Genomic DNA, 22171 nt, shown 5'->3' on the forward strand with positions numbered 1-22171 from the left:
GAAAAGATGAGCATCCACTCCCGCGGCCTCGATTTCCTGCGCGATGTCGACGTGCGCCTTTCGGTCGAGCTGGGCCGCACGCAGATGAAGCTCAAGGACGTCCTGGCGCTCGGGCCCGACAGCCTCGTCATGCTCGACCGCATGACCGACGAGCTGCTCGACGTGCTGGTCAACGGCAAGCCGATCGCCAAGGGCGAGGTCGTCTCGCACAACGGGCGCTTCGGGCTGCGCATCGTCGAGATGCTCGGCATCGAGGAGACCGCCGCGCCGGGCGACGCGCTGGGGCTGCCCGAGGGCGGTCTCGGCGGGCAGGAGTAGCCGCGATGCTGTGGTACGTACTCAAGCTCCTGGTGCTGCTGCCGCTGATCGCGGCGCTGGTCTGGGGCTGCCTGAAGCTGGCGCGCACGGTGCAGGCACGGGTGGGGGTCGGCACGGGCTCGAAGTCGATCCGCATCGTCGAGACCACCATGCTCTCGCCGACGCTGAAGCTGGCGGTGATCGAGTTTCATGGGCGGGAAATCCTGGTTTCGGTGTCGCGGCAGGGGCTGGCGCGGCTGGCCGAAGCGCCTGCGCGCGGAGAGGTGGAATGAGCGGGTCGGCGCGCTCCATTTGCAACCCACACTCGTCATTCCCGCGAAGGCGGGAACCCATCCCCTGTCGCTTCCAGTTGCGCCGTCGTCAGATGGGTCCCCGCCTTCGCGGGGATGACGGAAAGGGGGGGAGAATTCTTTCGCTTCTCCCAGCGCTCGTCATGGCCCTTCTGCTGTCGACCACCGCCCACGCCCAGGCCGCGCCCGCCCCCACCGCCATCCCCGGCGCGCTCGACCGGGCGTTCGGATCGCTCGGCGGGACCGGCGGGCCGGGCATGAACATGTCGCTCCAGCTGCTGCTCATCATGGGGCTGCTGACGATCCTGCCCAGCCTCATCCTGATGATGACCAGCTTCACCCGCATCCTGGTGGTGCTCTCGATCCTGCGGCAGGCGATCGGCTTGCAGCAGTCGCCGCCCAACCAGGTGCTGATCGGGCTGTCGATGTTCCTCTCGCTGTTCGTGATGGCGCCGACGCTGGAGCGGGTGAACGCCGCCGCGATCGCGCCTTACTCGGCCGGCACCATCAATGCCGAGGCCGCGATCCAGAACGGCGGGCGCGAGTTCCACGCCTTCATGATCCGCCAGACGCGCGAGCGCGACCTGATGATGTTCGCCCAGATGGCCAAGGCCCCGCGCTTCGCCAGCGCCGCCGAGGTGCCGTTCTCGATCCTGATGCCCGCCTTCGTCACCAGCGAGTTGAAGACCGCGTTCCAGATCGGCTTCATGCTGTTCCTGCCGTTCCTGGTGATCGACCTCGTGGTGTCCTCGGTGCTGATGAGTCTGGGCATGATGATGATGAGCCCGATGGTGGTCTCGCTGCCGTTCAAGCTGCTGCTGTTCGTCATGGTGGACGGCTGGTCGCTGCTAATGGGCTCGCTCGCGGCGAGTTTCGGGTAGCGGAATGTCGAGCGCCACCCGAGATACCCAAAACCCCGTCGCCCCCGCGAAGGCGGGGGCCCCGCTTCCTTGCGGCCCAACAAGAACAAGCGGGGTCCCCGCCTGCGCGGGGACGACGGGTAAGGGCGGTTACGGCCAACCCGAAGGACCGCGTCCATGGAAGACATAAGCGCCCTACTCGCCCTTGCCGACCGGATGCTGTGGGTGACCGCGCTGGTGGCAGCGCCGGTGCTGCTGGCCTCGCTGGCGGTGGGCCTCGTCATCGGCGTGATCCAGGCGGCGACCTCGGTGAACGAGCAGACGCTGACCTTCGTGCCCAAGCTGGCGGTGATCGCGCTGGTGCTGGTGCTGCTGGGCGGCTCGATGATGACGCTGATCGCCGACTACACCCAGGATATCTTCGCCCAGATCGCCCGGACCGGCCAGGCCGAGGAAGTGGCCCGGTGATCGGGATCGACTTCGGCTTCGGCGCGATCGAGGCCGAGTTCTGGCGGCTGGTCTTCGTGATGACGCGGATCGGCGCGGCGCTGGTGGCCGCCCCGCTGTTCGGCGCGGTGACCGTGCCGGCGCAGGCACGCGTGATGGTCGCGGGCGCGGTGGCGGTGCTCGTCTGCGCGTGGACGCCGGTGGCGGCGCCCGCCGCACTGCTCTCGGCGCCCGGCATCCTGATGGTGCTGGGCGAAGTGCTGGTCGGCCTGACGCTGGGCTTCGTGCTGCAACTGTCGTTCGCCGCACCGGTGATCGCGGCCGAGATCATCGGCGGCGGCATGGGCATGAACATGGCCGTCGCGATCGACCCGGTCGGCGGCGCGCAGTCGCCCGCCATCGGCCAGTACTTCATGGTCGTGCTCACCGTGGTGTTCCTGGCGCTGGGCGCGCACCTCCAGTGGTTCGCGCTGGTGGTGCGCAGCTACGAGGTGTTCCCGCCCGGCCAGACCTGGCTGGGGCCGGAGCGCTTCGCCCTCGTCACCGGCTTCGCCTCGCAGATGCTGCTGACCGCCGTCGCCATCGCCCTCCCGGTAACGCTGGTGCTGCTGGTGGTGCAGCTGGTGACCGGCGTGCTGAGCCGCTCGGCGCCTGCCCTCAACCTGTTCTCGCTGGGCATGCCGGCGGGCGTGCTGGGCGGCATCGCGGCGCTGATGATCGCGGCGCCGGTGCTGACCGACATGGTCTCGCGCCTGTCCGAGGAAGCGCTGGAGCAGGTCGAGGACGTGCTGGTTCCCAAATTCTCTCGTCAATCGGAGTCGGTTGCGGCCCGAACCTCATGAGCGAACAGGAAGGCGAGAAGAGTTTCGCGCCCAGCGAGAAGCGCAAGCGCGACGCGGCGCAGCGCGGCGACGTTATCCGCCCGCGCGAACTGGCGATCGCGGCCTCGATGGCGATCGGCGCGGCGTGGCTGCTGCTGGCGGGGCCGTGGGTGCTCGACCTGTCGGAGCGGACGCTGCGCAAGGGCCTCTCGTTCGACCGCGCCGCGCTCGACGACTTCAGCCCCGGCGACATGCTGATCGACGCGCTCGTCGCCGGACTGCCGCCGATCGCGGTGCTGGGCTGCGCGGTGATCGCGGTGTCGCTGATATCGCAGCTCGGCTTTGGCGACGGGCGCTGGGTGGGCGGCAACCTCGCGCCCAAGGGCTCGCGCATCAACCCGATGTCGGGGCTCAAGCGCGTGTTCGGCCCCTCCGGCTGGATCGAGATGGTCAAGGGCCTCGCCAAGGTCGGCCTGCTGGGCGTCATCGCCTGGACCTGGGCGGACGGGCGCATCGACGCCTTCGCGCGGCTGGGGCGCGGCGACGTGATGGGCCAGCTCTCCTGGGCCTGGAGCACCATCGTCCTGCTCATGTTCTGGCTTTCGGGCGGGCTGCTGCTGATCGCGCTGTTCGACCTGCCGATCCAGATCGTGCGCCGCATGATGCGCCTGCGCATGACGCTGCAGGACGTGCGAGACGAGTCCAAGGAAAGCGAAGGCGCGCCCGAGAAGAAAGCGATGATCAAGGACCGCCAGCGCAAGATCGCCATGGGCGGGCTGGTGCCGGCGATGAAGCAGGCGCAGTTCGTGGTGACCAACCCGGTCCATTTCGCCGTCGCGCTCGCCTACGACCCCAGCAAGGCCGGCGCCCCGATCGTGGTCGCCAAGGGGCGCGGGGACAAGGCGCTCGCCATGCGCCAGCTCGCGGCCGAGAACGCGCTTCCGGTGCTCGAATACCCCGCTTTGGCCCGCTCGGTGTTCTACACCACGCGCGAACAGCAGGTGATCCGCGAGGAGCATTACGTCGCGGTGGCCGCGCTGCTCGCCTTCGTGCTCGCCCTGAAACGCGGCGAGAAACGGAGCGCGCCGCAGGTCTCGGTGCCGGTGACACTGCGCTTCGACGCGGAGGGGCGGCTCGATCCAGGTTCGGTGTCGTGAGGGCTCTCGCCCGGCAACATCTCCGCGCGTGCCCAAAGTGGTCGCTAACCCGCCCTTAACCCCACGCTAAAGACACCGTTCTGGGAACCATGGTAAGCAGCACCTCCTCCGTGACCACCACGTCCTCGCTCGCAACCGCGCTCGGCGGAGGGAGCGGGGTCGACATGACCGCGCTCGCCAACAACCTGGCGACGGCGCAGTTTTCCTCGCGCAACGACCGGCTCGCGGCGAAGTCCGACAAGCTCGATGCGCAGATTTCCGCCGCTTCCAACATCAAGTCGCTGCTGCTGGGGCTCGACACCTCGCTCGGCTCGCTGGTCCGCTCGGGCAACCTCGCCCGCACGCCTACGATCGGTAACGGCGGCGTCGCCAGCGCCGCGCTGTCGGGCAGCAGCCAGCCCACCGGCAGCTATTCGCTCGAAGTGACCAGGCTGGCAGGCGGCCAGCAACTGGCCAGCGCGCCCTTCGCGGCGACCACCAGCCCGGTCGGCTCGGGCACGCTGACGCTGAAGTTCGGCACCGTTTCCGGCAGCAGCTTCGCGCAGGATTCCGGCCACGCCGCCGTCGATATCTCCATCCCCCAGGGCGCCACGCTGGCCGACGTCGCGACCGCCATCAACGGTGCCAACGCCGGGGTGAGCGCCTACGTCACCAACACCGTGGACGGCGCGCAGCTGGTACTCAAGGGCGCGGAAGGCGCGGCCAACGGCTTCGTGCTGGAAGCCGGCGACCCGAACCTTTCCGCCCTCGCTTGGAATCCCGCCTCGACCAGCGGCAAGCTGCTCGCCGCCGCCAGCGACGCGGCGTTCAAGGTCGATGGCCTTGCCATGACCGCGAAGTCGAACACCGTCATCGACGCGATTCCCGGCGTGAAGCTGCAGCTTTCGGGCACGAACACCGGCGCCCCGACAACCGTCGCCTTCTCCGACCCGGCCAGCGCTATCGCCAGTTCGATGCAGGATTTCGTCGATGCGCTCAACGAAGTGGTCGGTGCGCTGAACGGCGCGACCACGATCGGAGGCGACCTCGCCAACGACGCGGGCGCACGGGCGCTCAAGCGCTCGCTGTCCGCGCTGGGCTCGGCCACGATCATGCCGGGCGCGACGGGTGCCGCGAAGACGCTCGCCGACCTCGGTCTCAAGACCCAGCGCGACGGCACCTTCGCGCTCGACACCGACCGGCTCTCGGCGACGATGACCGCCGACCCGCAAGGCGTCACCGCAATGTTCACCAACGGCGTCAACGGCGTCTACGGCACCGTCGACCGCATTTACCGCGCGGCCGTCTCCTCCAGCGACGCCTATTCGCTCGGCAGCTCGCTCGCGGGCTACACCAAAAGCAGGACCAGCATTTCCTCGGAGAAGACGACCCTGGCCGAGCAGCAGGAAAAGCTGCGCGCGCGCCTCGTCTCGCAGTTCACGGCGTCGGAAGCGCGCATCGGCGCGTCGAAGTCGACGCTCTCGATGCTGACGAACCAGATCGCCCAGTGGAACAAGAGCAGCTGACATGATGCTCCTCACCTCCCCCCAGGAAGCCTATCGCCGCGTGGATTTCGATGCCCGCGTCAAGGGCGCCGGTCCGGCCGAACTCGTGCACCTGTGCTACGAACACCTCGTCAGCGCGCTGGGCACCGCGGTGCACGCCGACCGGCGCGGCGACAACTGCCTCAAGAGCCGCTCGATAACCCGCGCCCTGACCGCGATCACCGCGCTCCAGATGGGGCTGGCCGGCGGCGAAGGCGTAGCGGGCGCGCTCAGCCAGCTCTACGAGGCCGCGCGTCGCACCGTCCTGGACAGCGCGCTGCAGTTCGATTCCGGTCGGATCACGGTCCTGCGGGAGGACTTCGTCGAAATCGGACGCGCGCTGAAGGGCGGCTAGCCGGCGAACGTCATTCCACCGGCGGGGCGAGTGGCCAGGGTCGAAGAATTCCGCTGAACTGCGCTTTTGCTGGGCGCGTTGAAGCACCATCGCCCGCAAGCCGCGCCGTTTCGGTGATTGCGTAATCGCGGAACATGCGGAGTTAGCCTTGCGCAAGCCCGTGTTGGCTCGGTTTCGGAGCAGGTCCCGCGCGCGGCGAGCGATCGATGCGAATATCTCCCTAAGCACAAATCCAAAGTGGGAGACTGGCCGTGGACCTCATCTCGAACCTGATCCTGATCGACAGCGACATGCGCCGCCGCGCGGCGATCAGCCATGTGCTTTCGGCCGGCAACATCCATGTCGAGCCGTTCGAGCATGTCGCCGAACTGACCGCGTCATGGCCGCGTTCGGGCGTGGTGCTGATTCACGACGAACCCGGCGCGATCGACGATCTGATCGACAGCATGGCCCGCCACGGAGAGTGGTTCCCGATCATCGCCTTCAGCGAGCAGCCGGGCGCGCAGCGCATCGTCCAGGCCGTGCTCGACGGCGCGATCGACTACATCGCCTGGCCCATCAGCCCCGAGGAGTTGGTCGAGAACCTGGCCAAGGCCATCACCCGCGCCGAAGGTCTGGGCAACGCCAAGCTGCGCGAAGTCATGGCCCGCGCCCGGGTGGACCGCCTGACCCGCCGCGAGCGGGAAGTACTGGGCGGGGTCGCCAGCGGTCTCTCCAATCGCCTGATCGGCGAGAAACTCTCGATCAGCCCGCGCACCGTGGAAATCCACCGCGCCAACATGCTCAACAAGCTGGGCGCCAACCACACCTCCGACGCCATCCGCATCGCCATCGAGGCCTCGCTGGTGAACTGACCGGGGATCGGTAACTGCACCTAATCCGCCGTGAACCCTACATTAGCCATGCCCCGATAGAAGTGACCGGTCGGCACCGAAAGCGCCGGCATCCATACCCGCAGTCTCCTGAGCGCAGGCCCGGCCGTACTCCCCTCCCGACCGGGCCTGTCGCCCTTTTTTGCCATGCCAGCAGCCGTCGTCCCGCGCAGGCAGCAGGCGCTGCGACAGCGTTCTGATGACATTTTTTGACGCCGGTGGATCACGATCCGCAATGACGAGCGGGATTCTGGGAACGGGAAAGCCGCGAAGAGAGGACAAGTGCGGCCTGAATCTGCGCATCCGCCGGAAAGCGCATCATCTACCCTCGTAGTGAGCAAGCAACCCCGGATGCCGGCAGCGCAGATCGTCATCCGGGAGGACATGATCGAAGCGCCGCTTCGTCGCTTTGGTCAAACCGGCTGCGGGCGCCAGCTTTAGATCGGACAACCAGAGAACGCCGCTTTACCGCCGGCCATTATAGGCATAGGGGGTATACCTATGGCGCACGTCTCCCATACCACCCCTCAACTCATTGCGCGGGTTCGCCGCATTGCCGGACAGGTCGGTGCCGTCGAGCGCGCGCTCCAGTCGGACGCGGAGTGCGGCGAGGTCCTGCACCTTGTTGCCGCCGTGCGCGGCGCTGTTAACGGCCTCATGGACGAAATCATCGCCGACCATCTGGAAGCGCACGTGGCTACGCCCGGCCTCACCGACGCCGAGCGCGCCGAAGGGGCCCAAGCGCTGCTGGCGGTCATCCGCCGTTACGTGAAATAGGACCCGGCATGGCGACTTTTCCAAACCTCGACGCCCATACGCACAGCCATGTGTTCCTGGGCTCGGCCCACGACGACAATGCCCGCCGGACGCGATGGGTTGTGCTGCTCACCGCCGTGATGATGGTGGGGGAGATCGCCGCAGGCTACGCGACGGGATCGATGGCACTGCTGGCCGACGGTTTTCACATGGCGACCCATGCCGGCGCGCTTTCGATCGCCGCAGCGGCCTATGCCTACGCCAAGCGACATGCGCGCAGCCCGGCCTACAGCTTCGGAACCGGCAAGGTGGGCGACCTCGCCGGGTTCGCCTCGGCGATAGTACTGGGGCTGGTCGCGCTGTGGATCGGTGCCGAGTCGATACTCCGCCTGCTCGATCCGACGGCCGTTGCATTCGGCGAGGCGACGGTGATCGCGGGCGTCGGCCTGCTGGTGAATATCGCCAGTGCCGCCCTGCTCTCTGGCGGCCATGGCCACGATCAACACCATGGGCACCATCATCACGATCACGGCCAGGTCCATGCGCACGACAACAACCTGCGCTCGGCCTACATCCATGTCCTGGCCGACGCGCTGACCTCGGTCCTGGCCATCGCGGCGCTGCTGGCGGGTCGCTATCTCGGCTGGGTGTGGATGGACCCGGTGGTCGGTATCCTCGGCGGTATCGTCATCGCGCGCTGGTCCTGGGGGCTGATGCGCGACACGGCAGCGGTACTTCTCGACCGCTCCGACCACCATGTCGCCGAGGAAGTGCGGGAACTGGTGGAGATGCCCGGCGACGCCCGCATCGCGGACCTCCACGTCTGGCGCGTCGGCCCCGAGGCGCACGCGGCGATCGTCGGCGTCGTCGCCGCACCCGGCGTGACGGCGGCGATCATCCGGGACCGCCTGGCGCCCGTCCACGAACTCGCACACCTGACGGTGGAGTGCGCCTAGGTGGCCACGCCGAGTAGCCCGCGCAAGAACGCGACGTAGCTGTCGCGGAAATCGCGGGCGACCGGCACCTTCTGTCCCACGAGGTCGAACCCGTGGAACGCGCCATCGACCACTTTCAACGTGCAGGACACCCCCCCTTCGTGCAGCCGCTGCGCGTAAGCCACGTCCTCGTCGTGGAACAAGTCGCACGTACCCACACCGATCCAGGCCGGGGCTAGTCCCTGCAGCCGCTCGCGCCGGGCCGGAGCAGCGTAAGCCGGGACACCTTCGCCGCCGGGGGTGCGGCTGAGGTACGACGTCCAGCCCAGCACGTTGCTCCTCCTGTTCCACAGGCGAAGGCGTGACCGCCGGGCCGCTACTGCTGGGAAATCGCGGCCCAGGCTTGCGTCAGTGGAGGCGCATCGACGCGGGCGCCGTCACGGGCTCGCCGGTCTGCGCACCCTTTTCGAGCCGGGACAGGACGGCGGAAACGTGCGCGCCGAGAAGAGCCAGCGTCAAGGTTGGCCCTTCGGCGAGCGACTCTTCCGAACCGTCGCCGTTCACGACGCTCGCAAGGCAGGAATCGTAGGCCCCGCGCGACAGCATGAAACGCGTGTCGCGGCCCATGATCTCCAGCACCGCGCTCATGCCCGCGCCGCAGTCCAGCATGGCGTGGACCGCCGCGATGTCGAACCCGTTTCTGCCGCCGCGGGTGCCGACACCGCAAACGCCGGTGCCCGCAAGTTCGAGCACAGCCTCTCGCACACGGTCGATCTCCTCACCCGGACCGCTTCCCGCACAATCGTGCAGGAATTCACGCAAACGCTTCGCGCGGGCACGGTCATCGGTGAATTTGTCCAGGGTACTCGCCATCTCTATGTTTTTCTCGCGTCCGAAGGGGTGCGCAAAAGTCCCAAAGTCCTGCCTTGCGTCAATACGCATATGACACGGGCAGTAAAGCACCGTCCCGCCTTGCTACAGTCTGCCGAAGGGATGTGAAAGCCCGGTGTATATCCCCCTCCGGATGCTGTAGCGGCTCATCCCGCAGGAATCACGACTTGCCGATGGCGACAAGTCGTCAGGTCGCCCGATCGGCTTGGGCCAGCGTGATATCCCGCACGGCGTCGTTTCCCACACGCGCCGGTGTTCTTCACCAGATTGCTCCGGTTGCCTGACCTGTTCCAGCGGAGCTGGGGCATTGTATGCATGGTTCGGCGGTCGTCAGGCCGGGCTCGCCTGCTGGCACTGCGCCGCGAACCACGTGACCATACGCTCGATGGCGTCCTCGATCTCGGGTGTGGACACGGCGAAGCTGAGGCGAATGAAGCGGTGGCCTTCGACCGGGTCGAAGTCGATGCCGGGCGCGGTGGCGACGCCGGTGTCCTCCAGCAACTGGCGGCAGAAGGCCAGGCTGTCGCTCGTCATGTGGCCGATGTCCGCCCAGATATAGAAGGCGCCGTCGGGCGGGGCGATATGCGCGAGGCCGAGACGCGGCAGCGCGGCGAGCAGCAGTTCACGGTTGCGCGCATAGTTCGCGTGGTGGCCTTCCAACTCCTCATGGCAGTCGAAGGCGACGAGCCCGGCGTGCTGGGCCAGCACGGGCGGGGTGAGGAACAGGTTGGCGATCCGCGCGCGCGCGGCATCGATCAGCGCGGTTGGCACCACCAGCCAGCCGAGCCGCCAGCCCGCCATGCTGAACCACTTGGAGAAACTGTTCACCACCAGCGCGTCAGGCACGTGCTGGAGCAGCGAATCCGCCACCGGGCCATAGGTGAGGCCGTGGTAGATCTCGTCCGAGATCACCATGATGTTCTTGCGCGCGCAGACTTCGGCGATCGCGGCCAGTTCGTCCGGCGCGATGACGGTGCCCGTGGGATTGGCGGGGCTGGCGATGATGAGCCCCTCGGGCGCGGGGTCGAGCGCGTCGAGCGCCGCGGCGGTGACCTGATAGCGCTCCTCCGGGCCGCAGGGCATCTCCACCGGCTCAAGGTACAGGGTGCGCAGCGCATTTCGGTAGGCGACGTAGCCGGGCCGGGCCAGCGCCACGCGCGCGCCGGGGCGGAAGCAGCACGACAGCGCCAGCACGAAGGCGGGCGAGGCGCCGCAGGTCAGGAACACCTGCTCGGGCGACACGGTGACGCTGTAAGCCTCGGCATAGTGCAGGGCGATGCGTTCGCGCAACGCAGGGCTTTCCCAGTATCCGCCGGGCTCGCTGTCGAGCACCGCGTGCGCGGCGGCGATGGCGGCGGCGGGCGCCCCGGTCGAGGGCTGGCCGTACTCCATGTGGATGACGTCGCGGCCCTGCGCGGCAAGTTCGTAGGCGATGCGGCCGATCGTGGTCGCGTGGAAGGGTTCGACATGGGCGATCATGCCCGCGTGCTACGATGCGGGTGGGCGCGATGCAATGCGCGCGGAAGGTCGATTTGACCCAGCGGGCAGAGCGCCCCGCACCCATGGCCAGTGGCGATACTGCGCGGCACAAGGGCGCGAAGAGGAGAAACGAATGGCCACGAGGCTCGATCACTACCGCCTGCTGGGCGGTTCCGGCCTGCGGGTTTCGCCGCTGGCGCTGGGGACGATGACCTTCGGCGTCGAGCCCGGCGGCTGGGGCTCCAGCGACGAACAGGCGGCTCAGATGGTCGACACCTACATGGACATGGGCGGCAACTTCATCGACACCGCCGACTTCTACGGCGGCATGGGCGGCTCGGAGGAAGTGCTCGGCCGCATTCTCGGCACACGGCGTGAGCGGGTGGTGATCTCGACCAAGTATTCGCTCACCACCCGGCCCGGCGATCCCAACGCCTCGGGCAACCACCGGCGCAACATGGTGCGCTCGGTCGAGGATTCGCTGCGGCGGATGGGCACCGACTGGATCGACCTGCTCTACCTCCACATGTGGGACTTCCGCACGCCGGTGGAAGAGATCCTGCGCGCCTTCGACGACCTCGTGCGTGGCGGCAAGGTGCTCTACACCGGCCTCTCGGACACCCCCGCCTGGCAGGCGAGCCGGATGCAGGCGATCGCGCAGCTGCGCGGCTGGACGCCGTTCTGCGCGCTGCAGATCAGCTACTCGCTGATCGAGCGCACGGTAGAGCGAGAGATGATCCCGATGGCGGCCGAGATGGGCATGGGCGTGTGCCCTTGGTCGCCGCTGGCCGGCGGCGTGCTGGCGGGCAAATACACCCGCGCAGACCTCTCCCCGCCTGAGCCGGGCGGCGCCTACGACCGCAGGACGATGAACGCGGCGACCGGGCGGCTCAGCGAGCGCAACCTCGCCATCGCCGACGAGGTGGCGGCGGTGGCGCAGGAGATCGGCGCCTCCAGCGCGCAGGTCGCGCTCGCCTGGACGCTGGCGAACCCGGCAGTCGCCTCGCCGGTGCTGGGCGCCCGCACGCCCGAGCAGCTGGCCGACAACCTCGGCGCGCTGGCGCTGACACTGGACGCGGGGCAGCTCGCCCGGCTGGACGCGGCGAGTTGTGTGCACACGGTGTTCCCGATGGACGTGCTGACCGGCCCGGCGGAAGGGATGATGTTCGGCGGGGTGACGGTGGAGAAGCGATAAATACCGTCATGCCGGCACATACCGTCATGCCGGCACATGCCGTCATCCCAGCGTAGGCTGGGATCGCCATCGGCATCGCAGACCGGTCGAAGGCATTCCCGGCCTCAAAAGAATCGTACTATCGACAGCGATCCCAGCCTTCGCTGGGATGACGGCCTCGGCGCGAGCGCGGCCCGGACACCTCCACCGCCTTCACCCGAACACCGTGTAGATCCGCGCGCTGAACCGCCATTCGCCGCCGACCCGCACGAAGCTGTCGTGGTATTCCCCCCTCACCACCTTGTCGGTGCCGGTGATGCTGGCGACCATCATCGCGTTGGCCCTCGCCGCCTCGCCCTCGACTTCGACGATCAGGTTGTGGATCAGCGGCACCGGATGCGGGCGCCCCTTCCCCTCCATCAGAAACGCGACGAGCGCCTGCGGGCTCTCGAACCGCTGCCGAACCGTGAACTCTGTACGGTCGGGGTGGCCCGAGCGGACTTCGAACGTCCCACCTTGTGCGAACAGACCAAGGATATCCTCGTAACCCTCGCGCCGCACCGCGCGGGCGTAGGCGTGGACGAGGTCGGCGACGGCGCCCTGCGCCTCGATCCGGGCGATGCGGTCATCGAGCGAACCGCTCATGCCGCCGCGTCCCGCAACTCGCAGGCGGCGCGGATGGCGGCAAGGCGCGGCTCCATGCTGCGCCAGACCTTGGTGTGGGTGACGATCACCGCCGCATCCGCCTCGATCCCGGCGGCGACCATCTCGCCCACGTCGTCCGGCGTGACTTTCGAGGGCGGCATGGCGCCTGCGTATGCGCGAATCTCCCCGCCGACCTTCACCGTATTGTCCGCAAGGTTCGTCGCGACATACCCCGGGCACAGCAGCGAGACGCCGACGCCGTGCGGCGCCATTTCCTGCCGCAGTCCTTCGGTCAACGCGGTCACGCCGAACTTGGCGACGGCGTAGGCGCCCACCCCCGGCACGCTCGCGGTGAGCCCGGCCTGCGACGAGGTGTTGACGATGTGCCCCCGGCCCCGCCCGCGCATGTCGGCGGCGAAAGTGAACACGCCGTTCGCTACCCCGACGAGGTTGATGGCGAGGATGCGGTCGAAGCTCTCCGGGTCCATGTCCGCGAACTCGCGGCCATTGGGAGCGATGCCGGCGTTGTTGACCAGCACATCGACCGGCCCGAAGGCGGCTTCCGCCTCCACCTTGGCCCGCGCCCAGCCCTCGCGGTCGCGCGTGTCGAGCACGGCCGCGCGGACCGACTCGCCCCACGACGCGACGACGGTTTCCAGCGCCTGCGCGTCGATGTCCGCCGCCGTCACCCGCAGCCCGCGCCGGCGCATCGCATCAACGATACCTAGCCCGATGCCGCTCGCCCCGCCGGTCACGAATGCGTGTCCTGCCTCGCTCAGATCCATGGTTTTGTGCGCCTCTCCACTGCCTGCGCGCATCCCCGGCGCGTCCTTGGCGGCCAATCTGGAGGAGTGTCCGCTATCTTGCAATCGCCCCCACCCTTCCGCACACCGCAGGGACGATAAGGGACAGGATAAAGGGAGATCGACATGACCGTCGACGACGTTATCGCGGCCGCACAGGCCGAAACCGGACTGACGGAAGTGGGTGATCTCGCCGCGCTCGAAGGGCTGGAGGTGTTGCTCGCCGCCTATGCCGACGAGGCGAAGTTCAGCGAGCGCGGCAGCCAGCTCGCCCACCGCGACCTCGTCAAATACATGGCAGGTCGCCTGCGCATCGAGGACTGGCTCGCGCAGCATCCCGAGCTGCTCGAGCGCCCGGTCGAAAAGCCGCTGTTCGTCTTCGGCCTGCCGCGCACCGGCACCACGCTGCTGATCAACCTACTCGCCGCCGACCCCACCCGCCGCGCCTTTCTACGCTGGGAATCGCATGACCCGGTGCCACCGCCGCGCCCCGAGGAACTGGCCGCCGGGCCGCGCTGGCAGAAGATGCAGGACGCGACGCAGATGGCCCTCCAGTATATGCCCAAGATCGCCGCGATCCACTACGAGGACGCCCACAGCCCGACCGAGTGCCAGTTCTCGATGAACTACTCGTTCTGCGCGCAGGTGTTCGAATCGCAGGCCGATATCCCGAGCTACCGCGACTGGCTGTTCCACCAGGCCGACTACCGGCCCGCCTTCCGCTTCCACAAGCGGCTGCTCCAGCTGCTTCAGGCCGAGACGGGCGGGCGCTGGGTGCTGAAGAACCCGTGGCACCCGCTGTTCCTCGATGCGCTGGCCGAGGTCTATCCCGACGCGCAACTGGTGATGACGCACCGCGATCCTGCCGACGTGCTGGGCTCGATCGGCAGCCTGATCGAGAACGTGCGGATGATCTATTCGGACGAGGTCGACCTCCACCGCATCGGCGAGACCTTCATGGAAACCTTCGCGCTGATGATCGAACGGCAGGACGCCTTCCGCGCGAAGCATGGCGCGGGAGCTATCCTCGACGTGCAGTACGTCGACATCATGAAGGACCCGATCGGCGAATGCCGCCGCATCTACGAGCACTTCGGAGAGCCGTTCACCGATGAAGCGCAGGCGGCGATGGACGCCTACATGGCCGCCAACCCCAAGGGCAAGCACGGCAAGCACGACTACTCGCTCGAACGCTACGGCCTCACCCGCGAAGGCGTGCACGAGGCGTTCGCGGACTATATCGCGCGTTACCGCATACCGGTGAAGCAGGGCGCATGACCCACCTCGGCGCGCGTTACGGCCAGCTCGTGCAGATGAGCTACGTGACGCGCGACATGGACGCCGCCATGGCCCATGCGGAGGCCGAGCTGGGCCTCACCGGACTGGTGCGCAGCCAGGCTGAGATCGAGGTGCTGTCCTACGGCGAGCGACGGCCGCTTTCGGTCAAGTCCGCCATCGCCAACGTGGGCGAACCGGGCAAGGTGCGCCAGTTCGAAATCATCGAGCCGATGGCCGGGGCGACCGGGGTCTATACCGAGGCGGCGGATCTCTCGGGGCATATCCTCAATTTCCACCATGTCGGCGTGGCCGTGCCGGGGCCGTACTCGGAGTGGGAGGCGCTACTGGCGGAGGTGCGGGCGAGCGGCGATGAATTCGCGTTCCTTTTCCCCGCCGAGCCCTCGCCGGATGCGGGGCTGTGCTTCTGCTACGTCGATACCCGGAGGCGGCTCGGGCACTACACCGAATACCTCTGGGTCGACCCCAAGCTGGCCGGGATCGCCGCGGCACCCTGGCTCTAGGCCAATCCTATCACGAAATGACCCGTCGCCCCGCCTACGCGGGGACGACGGCGACATGGATTCAGCCGAAGCGGGACGATCCCCCATAGGTCATCCGCCGCCACAGCGCCTCCATCGGCCCCTGCGCGTGCGAGCGCAGCCACAGGTTCGAGAACACGACCTGCGCCGCATAGATCACCAGCCCCAGCGCATAGACGTGGAGGATCTCCATCCGCCCCATCATGCCAAGGCCAATGCCGAAGAACACCAGCGCGCCGACCACCGAGTGCGTGAGGTAGCTGGTCAGCGCCATGCGCCCGACCGGCGCAATCACCCGTAGCACGCGGGCATGGGGCCAGAGCAGCAGGAAGCCCGCGCCATAGGCCAGCCCCATCGGCGCGGTGCCGATCAGCGAGGACCACGCGGCCTGCGAATGCGGCGGCAGCTGCGCGTAGAACAGGTTGGCGGGAATGCCGATGGCGAAGCCACCCAGCACCACGCTCCACAGTAGTCGCCGATTGCCGATAAGCTGGCCGCGCAGCAGGTAGCGCCCGGCGAGCAGGCCCAGAAGCATCGTGCCGAGCACTTTGGCGATGCGCCAGTTCTCCAGCCGCTCTGCATAGTTGAAGGCCCAACCCGTCGCCTGCCAGATCCCGAATTCGCGCCAGCCTCCCCCGCCGAGGAAGGGGATCACTGCGGGCTCACCCGGAACGCCGAGCGCCGCCGCGATGCCCCCGCCCAGCGCGAACAGCGGCGCACCGGGATGCCAGCCGGCCTGCTGCTCCACCAGGACACCCAGCATCGGCACCGCGAACAGGAAGACCAGCACCCACACCAGCACCGCGCGGTCCGACGCCTTGCGGAACAGCGGCAGCACGAAGCCGAGCGCGGCGTAGAGCGTCAGGATGTCGCCGTCCCAGACGAACAGGATGTGGATGCACCCGATGAGCAGCAGCGCCGCCATGCGCCGCCGGAACAGCCGCAGCCCATCGCTGCCGCACTTCTCCAGCCGCTCCAGCTGGAGTGCGAAGCCGAGGCCGAAGAGCAGCGAGAACAGCGTGTAAAACTTGCCGTCGAGGACGAAGTTGAAGAAGGCGGTGAAGGCCTTGAGATCGAGGTGCCCCGCCAGCACCACCAGTTCCTGTGGCCGGGCAAAGGGCAGCCCCGCCCAGTACGGCAGGTTGGCGAAGAGGATGCCGAAAAGCGCGAGCCCACGAAGCGCGTCGATCGCCTCGAACCGCTCCTTGCTCGCAGCCGGTGCGGCCGATGCCCCGTCCGCCGCCAGCGTGTTTCCCTGCGTCTGCATCGCCGCGTCCCCCGGTCATGCCCCGCGTGGAACATGACACGAAAGACGCAGCGATACCGAACGAATTATGCGCGCGTCAGGTTCCGTCGCTGTTGACGCTGACGATGCCCGGACGCTCGGCGCCCATCCCCGAGAAGCCGATCGAGTAGCCGCCGTCGACCGGCAGGATCACGCCGGTGATGTAGGCGGCTTCCTCGCTTGCCAGGAACAGCGCGGCGTTGGCGATGTCGCGCGCATAGCCCCAGCGGCCCATCGGGATGCCTGCCAGCGTCGGGAAGCCCTCGGGCGGGGTGTCGTGGGTCTTCGAGGCTTCGACGAGCCCGGTCCACATCGTCCCCGGCGCCACCGCGTTGACGCGGATGTTCTGGTCCGAATAGTCGAGCGCGGCGACCTTGGTCAGCTGGTGCACGCCCGCCTTGGCCGAGGAGTAGACGCCGTGGTGCTTCCAGCCGATCACCGCCGAGGCCGAGCTGGTGTTGACGATTGCGCCGCCACCGGTCTTGAGCATCGATTCGATACCGTACTTCATGCAGAGAAACACGCCGCGGATGTTGGTGGCGTGGACCTTGTCCCACAGTTCGAGCGACTGCTCGTGGAGCGCCGCCATGCCGCCGCCGAAGCCCGCGTTGTTGCACTGCACATCGAGCCGGCCGAAAGTGTCCTCGGCGGTGGCGACCAGCGCCTTGACCTGCTCCTCGTCCGAGACGTCGCAATGCACCGCGACGACGTCGTCGCCGAGGCTGGCGGCCACTTCGTCCTGTTTGCCCGAGATGTCGGCGAGGACGAGCTTCGCCCCTTGCGCGTGGAACAGTTGCGCCATCGCCTTGCCCATGCCCGAGCCTGCGCCGGTGATGATGCAGACCTTGTCCTGAAGCCTTCCGACCATTGTTCTTCTCCCTTGCCGGACCCCCGCGAGGTCCATGTCCTGATTTCCGTCATCCCCGCGCAGGCGGGGACCCATCTGATGACCGGCCAACACGAAGGCACCGGAGATGGCTTCCCGCCCGCGCGGGTATGACGAGGGCTGAGCTACGCCGAGGTATCGCTCGTCGGCCGCACCGTGATTTCCGAGATGTTGGTCCGGCGCGGCATCGACAGGATGAAGACGATGGCCTCGCCGATGTCGCGCGGCTTGACCGCGCCTTCCTTGCCGACGTGCGCCTGGATCGCGGTGCGCCAGTTGGGATCGACGATGTTGTCGCCTACCTCGGTTTCGGTGGCGCCGGGCATCAGCGTGGTGACGCGGATGTTCTTGCCGCCCAGTTCCTGACGGATACCATCGGTAAACGAGTTCGCCGCATGCTTGCTGGCCGAGTAGGCGCTGGTCATCGGACCGCCCTTGCGCCCCGCGAGCGAGGAGATGGTGATGATGTCGCCCTCGCCCTTGGCCAGCATGTGCGGCACCGTGGCGGCGCAGGTGTAGACCGTGCCCATCAGGTTGATGTCGATGACGCGGCGGTAAAGGTCGGTGTCGCAGTTCTCGATGCCGCCGGCCTGCATGACGCCCGCGGAGTTGATCAGGATGTCGATCGACCCGAACGCCGCGACGGTGTCCTCCACCGCACGCTTGGCGTCGGCCTCGATCATCATGTCGCCGGGGATCGCCAGCGCGTTGCCGCCGGCCGCCTCGATCTGCGCGACCAGCCCGGCGAGCCGATCGGCGCGGCGGGCGGATATGGCGACGGTCGCTCCCGCTTCGGCGAGGCACAGCGCCGCCGCTTCGCCGATGCCCGAGGAGGCCCCGGTGACGAGCGCGACTTTTCCTGCGAGGGGCTGGGTCATCGGTGGCATTCTCCCGGTTGTTCGTGTTGGGCTATAGGGCCCGATCGTATGCATTGGCTGGCGATCCGGCCGTGCGTAGTCAACCCAAAATGCTGAACATCTGTTCTAATCGCTCCGGCGAGACAGCGGGATGTATCCGATTTCGCCGAACACGGATGCGGCCGAATGGCCATATGCCCCAATCCTTCCGTCGCCCTCGCGAAGGCGGGGGGCCTGCTTTTTCGTTCTCCGCCGCGCAAACCCAAGGCGCGGGGTCCCGCCTTCGCGGGGATAACGGAGTGGAGGTCGAGAGCCTCGGGGCGGGCGAGTGTGCGCCCCCTTCACGCGATCACCAGCACGCTGCGGTGGATGAAGCGCACCAGGTCCGACTGCCCGCGCGCACCGGTCTTGGCGTAGATGCGCTTGGAGTAGGTCCGCGCCGACTCCACCGTCAGGCCGAGTTCCGGCGCTGCCTCGCTGATCGACATGCCCCGGCTGAGTGCCAGCGCCAGCCGCGCCTCGCTCGGCGCGAGGTCGAACAATTGCGCCAGTTGCTCGCAGCGGTCAGCGGAGGACCAGTTGTCGGCGTGGAGGTAGCAGACGATCGCGGGCGCGGCCTGGGTGGTCCCCATGCGCTGGCCCGAGGGCACCAGCAGCAGGTCGAGCCACGGCTCGCGGCTGAGCACGATGGCGCGCGGGCGGGCCTGCGGATCGATCGCCAGTTCGCGGATCGCGGCGAGCAATTGCCGCCGCAGCGCCGGGTCCTTCGCGGTCAGCCGCCCGTCCTTGGCCCGCGCGATCCGCGCCCCGTCGGCGAGCATCTGCCCGCCGAGATGGTCGGCGTCGAGCACCTTCCCCTCACCGTCGAGCGTGAGCCAGCCGAAGTTCAGCCGCCGCACCGCCTCGCGCGCGACGGCGGCGGTCATGCGCTCACGCTCCAGCGCCACGAAGCTGCCGAGCGCGGGCCGCATGAACGGCGCGAGGCTTTCCAGCAGCGCGTCCACTTCTGCTGCGAACTCGCTGTCGCGCCGGGTCACGGTGATCCAGCCGCTGTGCCCGCCGGGCTCGGCGAAGCGGATCATGCGCAGGTGGTTCATGCCCGATGGTACGAGGAGCTGCGACAGGTAGGCGTCATGCGCGGGCTCGCCGAACTGCAGCAGTTCGTCAAGGCGATAGGCCCGGCCCTCGACCATCTCGTGATAGGGCATGGGATCGCGCAGGTAGAGGTTCTCGCGGTAATGGCGCGTCACCGGCGGGGGCGAGGCGCTGCCGGAATAGAGGTGGATCACTCGCGCCTCGGGCGTACCGAGCGGCAGCGGGCGGAACACGAGGCTGGCGTAATCGCCGTCCACGGCCACGCGCAAGGCATCGAGGAAGCGCCGCCACGGCGGGTCCTCCACCAGGCCTTCGATCAGCGACGCGACGAGTGCGCCGAAGTTGTCTCCCAACATCTCTCTCATCCCCAAATGGGAATTTGCTTTGGCCGATCGGTAGACCACCAGAAGGGCACGAACAACGAGGCGCGCACCGCTCCGGCGATGGAGTAGCGATGCGCCCGCGAGAGGATGATCCATGCAAGTGCAGCCCGCCGCCTTCCTGCGCACGACCCTGCCGCTCGGCATCGACATGGTGGGCGAGTACGATTCGGGGCGCTACCATTCGATCTGGCTGCCCGACCACATGGTCAGCTTCTGGCCGGATTCGATCTGGACGCCCGAGTTCACCGACCTCGCGAAAGCCTCGCCCAGCCCGCACCGCCACCTCGACGGCATGGCGGTGAGCGCGGCGGCGGCGGTGCTGACGAAGAACACCCCGCTCGCCACCACCGTGGTCGACACCGTGCGCCGCCACCCCTCGCTGCTCGCGCAGAGCGCGCTCACGATCAGCCACCTCTCGAAAGGCCGCTTCATCCTCGGCCTCGGCTCGGGCGAACTGGAGAACACGGTGCCCTACGGCTTCGATTTCGCCAAACCCGTCGGCCGACTGGAGGAGGCGATCAAGGTCATCAAGCTGCTGTGGCACGCCGACGGCCCGGTCGATTTCGCGGGCGAGTTCTTCCACCTCGAACACGCGCGCCTCGATACCGAGTTCTATGACGGCAAGGCGCCGCCGATCTGGCTCGGCGCGGCGGGACCGAGGATGCTCGGCATCACCGGGCGCGAGGCGGACGGATGGTGGCCCGCCGGTTCGTGGACGCCCGAGGACTACGCCGCCAAGCTCAAGGTCATCCTCGATGCGGGCGACGCGGCGGGGCGCGACATGAGCCACTTCACCCCCGCGCTCACCCAGATCTGCCTGATCGGCGAACCCGACGAAGTCGACGAAATGCTGCGCGCGCCGATGGTCAAGTCGATCATCCTGATGATTACCGCCAAGGACCTCGCGCAGTTCGGCTACGCGCACCCGATGGGCCCCGACTGGCGCGGCATCATGGACTTCGACCCGGTCAAGCTCAGCCGCGAGGCGATGCTGCGCTTCTGCGACGAGATGGACCCGCAGGCGATCCGCGACATCCTCCCCGTGGGCACCCCGGCCGAAGTCGCGCGCAAGATCAAAGGCTTCGCCGACGCCGGGATGCGCGTCTACAAGATCATGGAATACGGTGCGATGGGCGGCATGAAGTTCTCCGCCACCTCCGCCGCCAAAGTGCGCGCGACCGAGGACGCGATCCAGCAGCTGGTGGCGGCATGAGCCTTGCTCTCGTCGAACTGGACGCGCAGCAATTGCTGCAGCGTGCCATGGCCGAGACCGGGCTGTCGGACTGGGCGGACGAGGGCTTCGCCGATCGTTTCGCGCTCGCCGTGGCGCACGTCAATACGATCCCGATGGAAGCATGCGGACGGCAGGCCGCGGCGGACAACATCCACTGGCTGCTCACCGACCGGCTGCGCTTCTTCCAGGACCGCAAGGACTATCCCCTCGCCGAGGAGGTGATCGAACGCCCGATGTTCGCCAGCGGCGAGCCGCGTTCGGGCACCACGCTGATGCATGCGTTGATGGCCGTCGATCCCGATGCGCGGGCGCTGCGCTTCGCCGAAGTCATGCACCCCTCGCCCCCGCCCGGCGCGGTTTCGGGCGAGGATCCGCGCTATGCGCAGGCCGACGCAGAATGGCGCGAGATCAACACGAAGATGTCAAAATGGCTGCACTGCCACCCCTACAACGACATGCTGGGCGACGGCCTGCCCGAGGACGAGCGCACCTGGGCCTTCGATTTCCGCGTCATGACCCCCACCGCCTGGTGGCGCGTGCCGATGCAGAACCTGTCGATGGGCCTGCCCACCGACCCTGTCGCGCAGTATCGCATCCACAAGGCCATGCTGCAGGCGTTCCAGTACGGGCGCGAGGCGAAGTACTGGGTGCTCAAGGGCTTTCACACCACGCGGCTGGAGGCCTTCTTCGACACCTATCCCGACGCCACGCTGGTCTGGCTGCATCGCGATCCGGTGATGGTCGCGGCCAGTTCGACGATGATGATGTCCGACATCATGGAGGGCATCGTCGGCCAGATCGACCTCGTGAAGGAGGCGAAAATGCACCTCGAGCGGGTGCGCTGGTCGATCGGCAACACCATGGCAAGCCCGCTGACGGACGACCGGCGCATCCACCACGTCCTCTACAGCGATTTCGTCGCCGACCCGGTCGCCACCGTGCGCGGCTACTACGCCTTCGCAGGACGCGATTTCGGCGAGCGGCAGGAGCGTGCGATGCGCCGGTACCTCGCCGAGAACCGGGGCGACCGGCACGGCAAGTTCCATTATTCGACGCAGGTCCTCGTCGACGCCGGTTACGGCATCGACGCACTCAACGCCGAGTTCGCTCCCTTCCGCGAACGCTTTGGCGTACCGATCGAGGTGCGCAGGTGAAGTCCTTCCCGGCACGGGGAGGGGGACCGCGCGAAGCGGGGTGGAGGGGCACGCGCCCCATGTCCGGACCTCACGGAAACCGAGAGCGCCCCTCCGCCATGCTGCGCATGGTCCCCCTCCCCCGGCGGGGGAGG

The 22171-nt window shown here is 67.9% G+C and carries 25 protein-coding genes; 16 read left to right on the forward strand and 9 right to left on the reverse strand.

The annotated features are described in order from the left end of the window. Positions 1-6: 6 nt before the first annotated feature. From fliN to dmeF, 11 genes are all read left to right on the forward strand, one after another. Positions 7-318 (forward strand): flagellar motor switch protein FliN, encoded by a 312-nt coding sequence (gene fliN / locus AC07M9_RS12080; protein WP_494883999.1) that lies wholly within the window; start codon positions 7-9, stop codon positions 316-318. A 5-nt stretch (positions 319-323) separates the two neighbouring features. Further along, on the forward strand, positions 324-590 hold the full coding sequence (locus tag AC07M9_RS12085) for a flagellar biosynthetic protein FliO (protein WP_494884000.1): 267 nt from the start codon (positions 324-326) through the stop codon (positions 588-590). Positions 591-751: 161 nt separating this feature from the next. Then, complete coding sequence (gene fliP, locus AC07M9_RS12090; RefSeq protein WP_494884001.1) at positions 752-1489, forward strand: flagellar type III secretion system pore protein FliP; 738 nt, start codon at positions 752-754, stop codon at positions 1487-1489. Positions 1490-1645: 156 nt separating this feature from the next. After that, positions 1646-1936 carry a flagellar biosynthesis protein FliQ gene (gene fliQ, locus AC07M9_RS12095; protein ID WP_494884002.1) on the forward strand — a complete coding sequence of 97 codons (291 nt, stop codon included), beginning with the start codon at positions 1646-1648 and terminating at the stop codon, positions 1934-1936. Then, entirely contained in the window at positions 1933-2757 is an 825-nt protein-coding gene (gene fliR / locus AC07M9_RS12100; protein ID WP_494884003.1) for a flagellar biosynthetic protein FliR, read from the forward strand. Before fliQ ends, fliR begins: the two co-directional genes overlap by 4 nt. Further along, the gene (locus AC07M9_RS12105) at positions 2754-3893 is read left to right on the forward strand and encodes an EscU/YscU/HrcU family type III secretion system export apparatus switch protein (protein WP_494884004.1); all 1140 of its coding nucleotides are present in this window, start codon (positions 2754-2756) and stop codon (positions 3891-3893) included. Before fliR ends, AC07M9_RS12105 begins: the two co-directional genes overlap by 4 nt. A gap of 89 nt (positions 3894-3982) precedes the next feature. Beyond that, positions 3983-5398 (forward strand): flagellar filament capping protein FliD, encoded by a 1416-nt coding sequence (gene fliD / locus AC07M9_RS12110; RefSeq protein ID WP_494884005.1) that lies wholly within the window; start codon positions 3983-3985, stop codon positions 5396-5398. A gap of 1 nt (position 5399) precedes the next feature. After that, positions 5400-5771: a flagellar export chaperone FliS gene (locus tag AC07M9_RS12115; RefSeq protein WP_494884006.1), complete on the forward strand. Its 372-nt coding sequence runs from the start codon at positions 5400-5402 to the stop codon at positions 5769-5771. 251 nt (positions 5772-6022) lie between these two features. Next, a complete protein-coding gene (locus tag AC07M9_RS12120) occupies positions 6023-6625 on the forward strand; it encodes a response regulator transcription factor (protein WP_494884007.1) in 603 nt (200 codons plus the stop codon). A gap of 519 nt (positions 6626-7144) precedes the next feature. Then, on the forward strand, positions 7145-7420 hold the full coding sequence (locus AC07M9_RS12125; RefSeq protein ID WP_494884008.1) for a metal/formaldehyde-sensitive transcriptional repressor: 276 nt from the start codon (positions 7145-7147) through the stop codon (positions 7418-7420). A gap of 8 nt (positions 7421-7428) precedes the next feature. After that, positions 7429-8355, forward strand: coding sequence for a CDF family Co(II)/Ni(II) efflux transporter DmeF (gene dmeF / locus AC07M9_RS12130; RefSeq protein ID WP_494884009.1), 927 nt, complete (start codon positions 7429-7431; stop codon positions 8353-8355). Here dmeF and AC07M9_RS12135 read toward each other — a convergent pair. From AC07M9_RS12135 to AC07M9_RS12145, 3 genes are all read right to left on the reverse strand, one after another. Beyond that, complete coding sequence (locus AC07M9_RS12135) at positions 8352-8735, reverse strand: alpha/beta hydrolase fold domain-containing protein (RefSeq protein WP_494884516.1); 384 nt, start codon at positions 8733-8735, stop codon at positions 8352-8354. The genes dmeF and AC07M9_RS12135 overlap by 4 nt on opposite strands. 7 nt (positions 8736-8742) lie before the next feature. Next, a complete protein-coding gene (locus AC07M9_RS12140) occupies positions 8743-9207 on the reverse strand; it encodes a hypothetical protein (protein WP_494884010.1) in 465 nt (154 codons plus the stop codon). A 348-nt stretch (positions 9208-9555) separates the two neighbouring features. Further along, positions 9556-10704, reverse strand: a complete 1149-nt coding sequence (locus AC07M9_RS12145; RefSeq protein ID WP_494884011.1) for a pyridoxal phosphate-dependent aminotransferase — start codon at positions 10702-10704, stop codon at positions 9556-9558. A 133-nt stretch (positions 10705-10837) separates the two neighbouring features. On the opposite strand from AC07M9_RS12145, the gene AC07M9_RS12150 reads away from it, so the two are divergent. Then, entirely contained in the window at positions 10838-11899 is a 1062-nt protein-coding gene (locus tag AC07M9_RS12150; RefSeq protein WP_494884012.1) for an aldo/keto reductase, read from the forward strand. A 192-nt stretch (positions 11900-12091) separates the two neighbouring features. Here the strand turns inward: AC07M9_RS12150 and AC07M9_RS12155 are convergent, their stop codons facing one another. Together AC07M9_RS12155 and AC07M9_RS12160 are read right to left on the reverse strand one after the other, a co-directional pair. Further along, on the reverse strand, positions 12092-12523 hold the full coding sequence (locus AC07M9_RS12155; protein WP_494884013.1) for a nuclear transport factor 2 family protein: 432 nt from the start codon (positions 12521-12523) through the stop codon (positions 12092-12094). Continuing rightward, entirely contained in the window at positions 12520-13308 is a 789-nt protein-coding gene (locus AC07M9_RS12160) for an SDR family oxidoreductase (RefSeq protein WP_494884014.1), read from the reverse strand. The genes AC07M9_RS12155 and AC07M9_RS12160 overlap by 4 nt, the downstream gene beginning before the upstream one ends. 144 nt (positions 13309-13452) lie before the next feature. On the opposite strand from AC07M9_RS12160, the gene AC07M9_RS12165 reads away from it, so the two are divergent. After that, positions 13453-14604, forward strand: coding sequence for a sulfotransferase family protein (locus AC07M9_RS12165; protein ID WP_494884015.1), 1152 nt, complete (start codon positions 13453-13455; stop codon positions 14602-14604). Then, positions 14601-15125 (forward strand): VOC family protein, encoded by a 525-nt coding sequence (locus AC07M9_RS12170; RefSeq protein WP_494884016.1) that lies wholly within the window; start codon positions 14601-14603, stop codon positions 15123-15125. Before AC07M9_RS12165 ends, AC07M9_RS12170 begins: the two co-directional genes overlap by 4 nt. Positions 15126-15186: 61 nt before the next feature. On the opposite strand, the gene AC07M9_RS12175 is transcribed toward AC07M9_RS12170, so the two are convergent. The 4 genes from AC07M9_RS12175 to AC07M9_RS12190 form a co-directional block, all read right to left on the reverse strand. After that, positions 15187-16410 (reverse strand): DUF418 domain-containing protein, encoded by a 1224-nt coding sequence (locus AC07M9_RS12175; protein WP_494884017.1) that lies wholly within the window; start codon positions 16408-16410, stop codon positions 15187-15189. 76 nt (positions 16411-16486) lie between these two features. Continuing rightward, a complete protein-coding gene (locus AC07M9_RS12180) occupies positions 16487-17296 on the reverse strand; it encodes an SDR family NAD(P)-dependent oxidoreductase (protein ID WP_494884018.1) in 810 nt (269 codons plus the stop codon). A gap of 143 nt (positions 17297-17439) precedes the next feature. Then, positions 17440-18192, reverse strand: a complete 753-nt coding sequence (locus AC07M9_RS12185; RefSeq protein WP_494884019.1) for an SDR family oxidoreductase — start codon at positions 18190-18192, stop codon at positions 17440-17442. Between the two features lie 320 nt (positions 18193-18512). Further along, complete coding sequence (locus AC07M9_RS12190) at positions 18513-19622, reverse strand: helix-turn-helix transcriptional regulator (protein WP_494884020.1); 1110 nt, start codon at positions 19620-19622, stop codon at positions 18513-18515. A 121-nt stretch (positions 19623-19743) separates the two neighbouring features. On the opposite strand from AC07M9_RS12190, the gene AC07M9_RS12195 reads away from it, so the two are divergent. Beyond that, a complete protein-coding gene (locus AC07M9_RS12195; protein ID WP_494884021.1) occupies positions 19744-20862 on the forward strand; it encodes an LLM class flavin-dependent oxidoreductase in 1119 nt (372 codons plus the stop codon). Then, the gene (locus tag AC07M9_RS12200) at positions 20859-22037 is read left to right on the forward strand and encodes a sulfotransferase family protein (protein WP_494884022.1); all 1179 of its coding nucleotides are present in this window, start codon (positions 20859-20861) and stop codon (positions 22035-22037) included. The genes AC07M9_RS12195 and AC07M9_RS12200 overlap by 4 nt, the downstream gene beginning before the upstream one ends. Positions 22038-22171: the final 134 nt, after the last annotated feature.

It is taken from the genome of Novosphingobium sp. GW821-FHT09E05 (assembly GCF_059416165.1).

Coding starts and splice junctions, on each gene's coding strand:
- fliN (WP_494883999.1), top strand. CDS start 7: ATGAGCATCCACTCCCGCGGCCTCGATTTCCTGCGCGATGTCGACGTG.
- AC07M9_RS12085 (WP_494884000.1), top strand. CDS start 324: ATGCTGTGGTACGTACTCAAGCTCCTGGTGCTGCTGCCGCTGATCGCG.
- fliP (WP_494884001.1), top strand. CDS start 752: ATGGCCCTTCTGCTGTCGACCACCGCCCACGCCCAGGCCGCGCCCGCC.
- fliQ (WP_494884002.1), top strand. CDS start 1,646: ATGGAAGACATAAGCGCCCTACTCGCCCTTGCCGACCGGATGCTGTGG.
- AC07M9_RS12105 (WP_494884004.1), top strand. CDS start 2,754: ATGAGCGAACAGGAAGGCGAGAAGAGTTTCGCGCCCAGCGAGAAGCGC.
- fliD (WP_494884005.1), top strand. CDS start 3,983: ATGGTAAGCAGCACCTCCTCCGTGACCACCACGTCCTCGCTCGCAACC.
- AC07M9_RS12115 (WP_494884006.1), top strand. CDS start 5,400: ATGATGCTCCTCACCTCCCCCCAGGAAGCCTATCGCCGCGTGGATTTC.
- AC07M9_RS12125 (WP_494884008.1), top strand. CDS start 7,145: ATGGCGCACGTCTCCCATACCACCCCTCAACTCATTGCGCGGGTTCGC.
- dmeF (WP_494884009.1), top strand. CDS start 7,429: ATGGCGACTTTTCCAAACCTCGACGCCCATACGCACAGCCATGTGTTC.
- AC07M9_RS12140 (WP_494884010.1), bottom strand. CDS start 9,207: ATGGCGAGTACCCTGGACAAATTCACCGATGACCGTGCCCGCGCGAAG.
- AC07M9_RS12145 (WP_494884011.1), bottom strand. CDS start 10,704: ATGATCGCCCATGTCGAACCCTTCCACGCGACCACGATCGGCCGCATC.
- AC07M9_RS12150 (WP_494884012.1), top strand. CDS start 10,838: ATGGCCACGAGGCTCGATCACTACCGCCTGCTGGGCGGTTCCGGCCTG.
- AC07M9_RS12155 (WP_494884013.1), bottom strand. CDS start 12,523: ATGAGCGGTTCGCTCGATGACCGCATCGCCCGGATCGAGGCGCAGGGC.
- AC07M9_RS12160 (WP_494884014.1), bottom strand. CDS start 13,308: ATGGATCTGAGCGAGGCAGGACACGCATTCGTGACCGGCGGGGCGAGC.
- AC07M9_RS12165 (WP_494884015.1), top strand. CDS start 13,453: ATGACCGTCGACGACGTTATCGCGGCCGCACAGGCCGAAACCGGACTG.
- AC07M9_RS12170 (WP_494884016.1), top strand. CDS start 14,601: ATGACCCACCTCGGCGCGCGTTACGGCCAGCTCGTGCAGATGAGCTAC.
- AC07M9_RS12175 (WP_494884017.1), bottom strand. CDS start 16,410: ATGCAGACGCAGGGAAACACGCTGGCGGCGGACGGGGCATCGGCCGCA.
- AC07M9_RS12180 (WP_494884018.1), bottom strand. CDS start 17,296: ATGGTCGGAAGGCTTCAGGACAAGGTCTGCATCATCACCGGCGCAGGC.
- AC07M9_RS12185 (WP_494884019.1), bottom strand. CDS start 18,192: ATGACCCAGCCCCTCGCAGGAAAAGTCGCGCTCGTCACCGGGGCCTCC.
- AC07M9_RS12190 (WP_494884020.1), bottom strand. CDS start 19,622: ATGTTGGGAGACAACTTCGGCGCACTCGTCGCGTCGCTGATCGAAGGC.
- AC07M9_RS12195 (WP_494884021.1), top strand. CDS start 19,744: ATGCAAGTGCAGCCCGCCGCCTTCCTGCGCACGACCCTGCCGCTCGGC.
- AC07M9_RS12200 (WP_494884022.1), top strand. CDS start 20,859: ATGAGCCTTGCTCTCGTCGAACTGGACGCGCAGCAATTGCTGCAGCGT.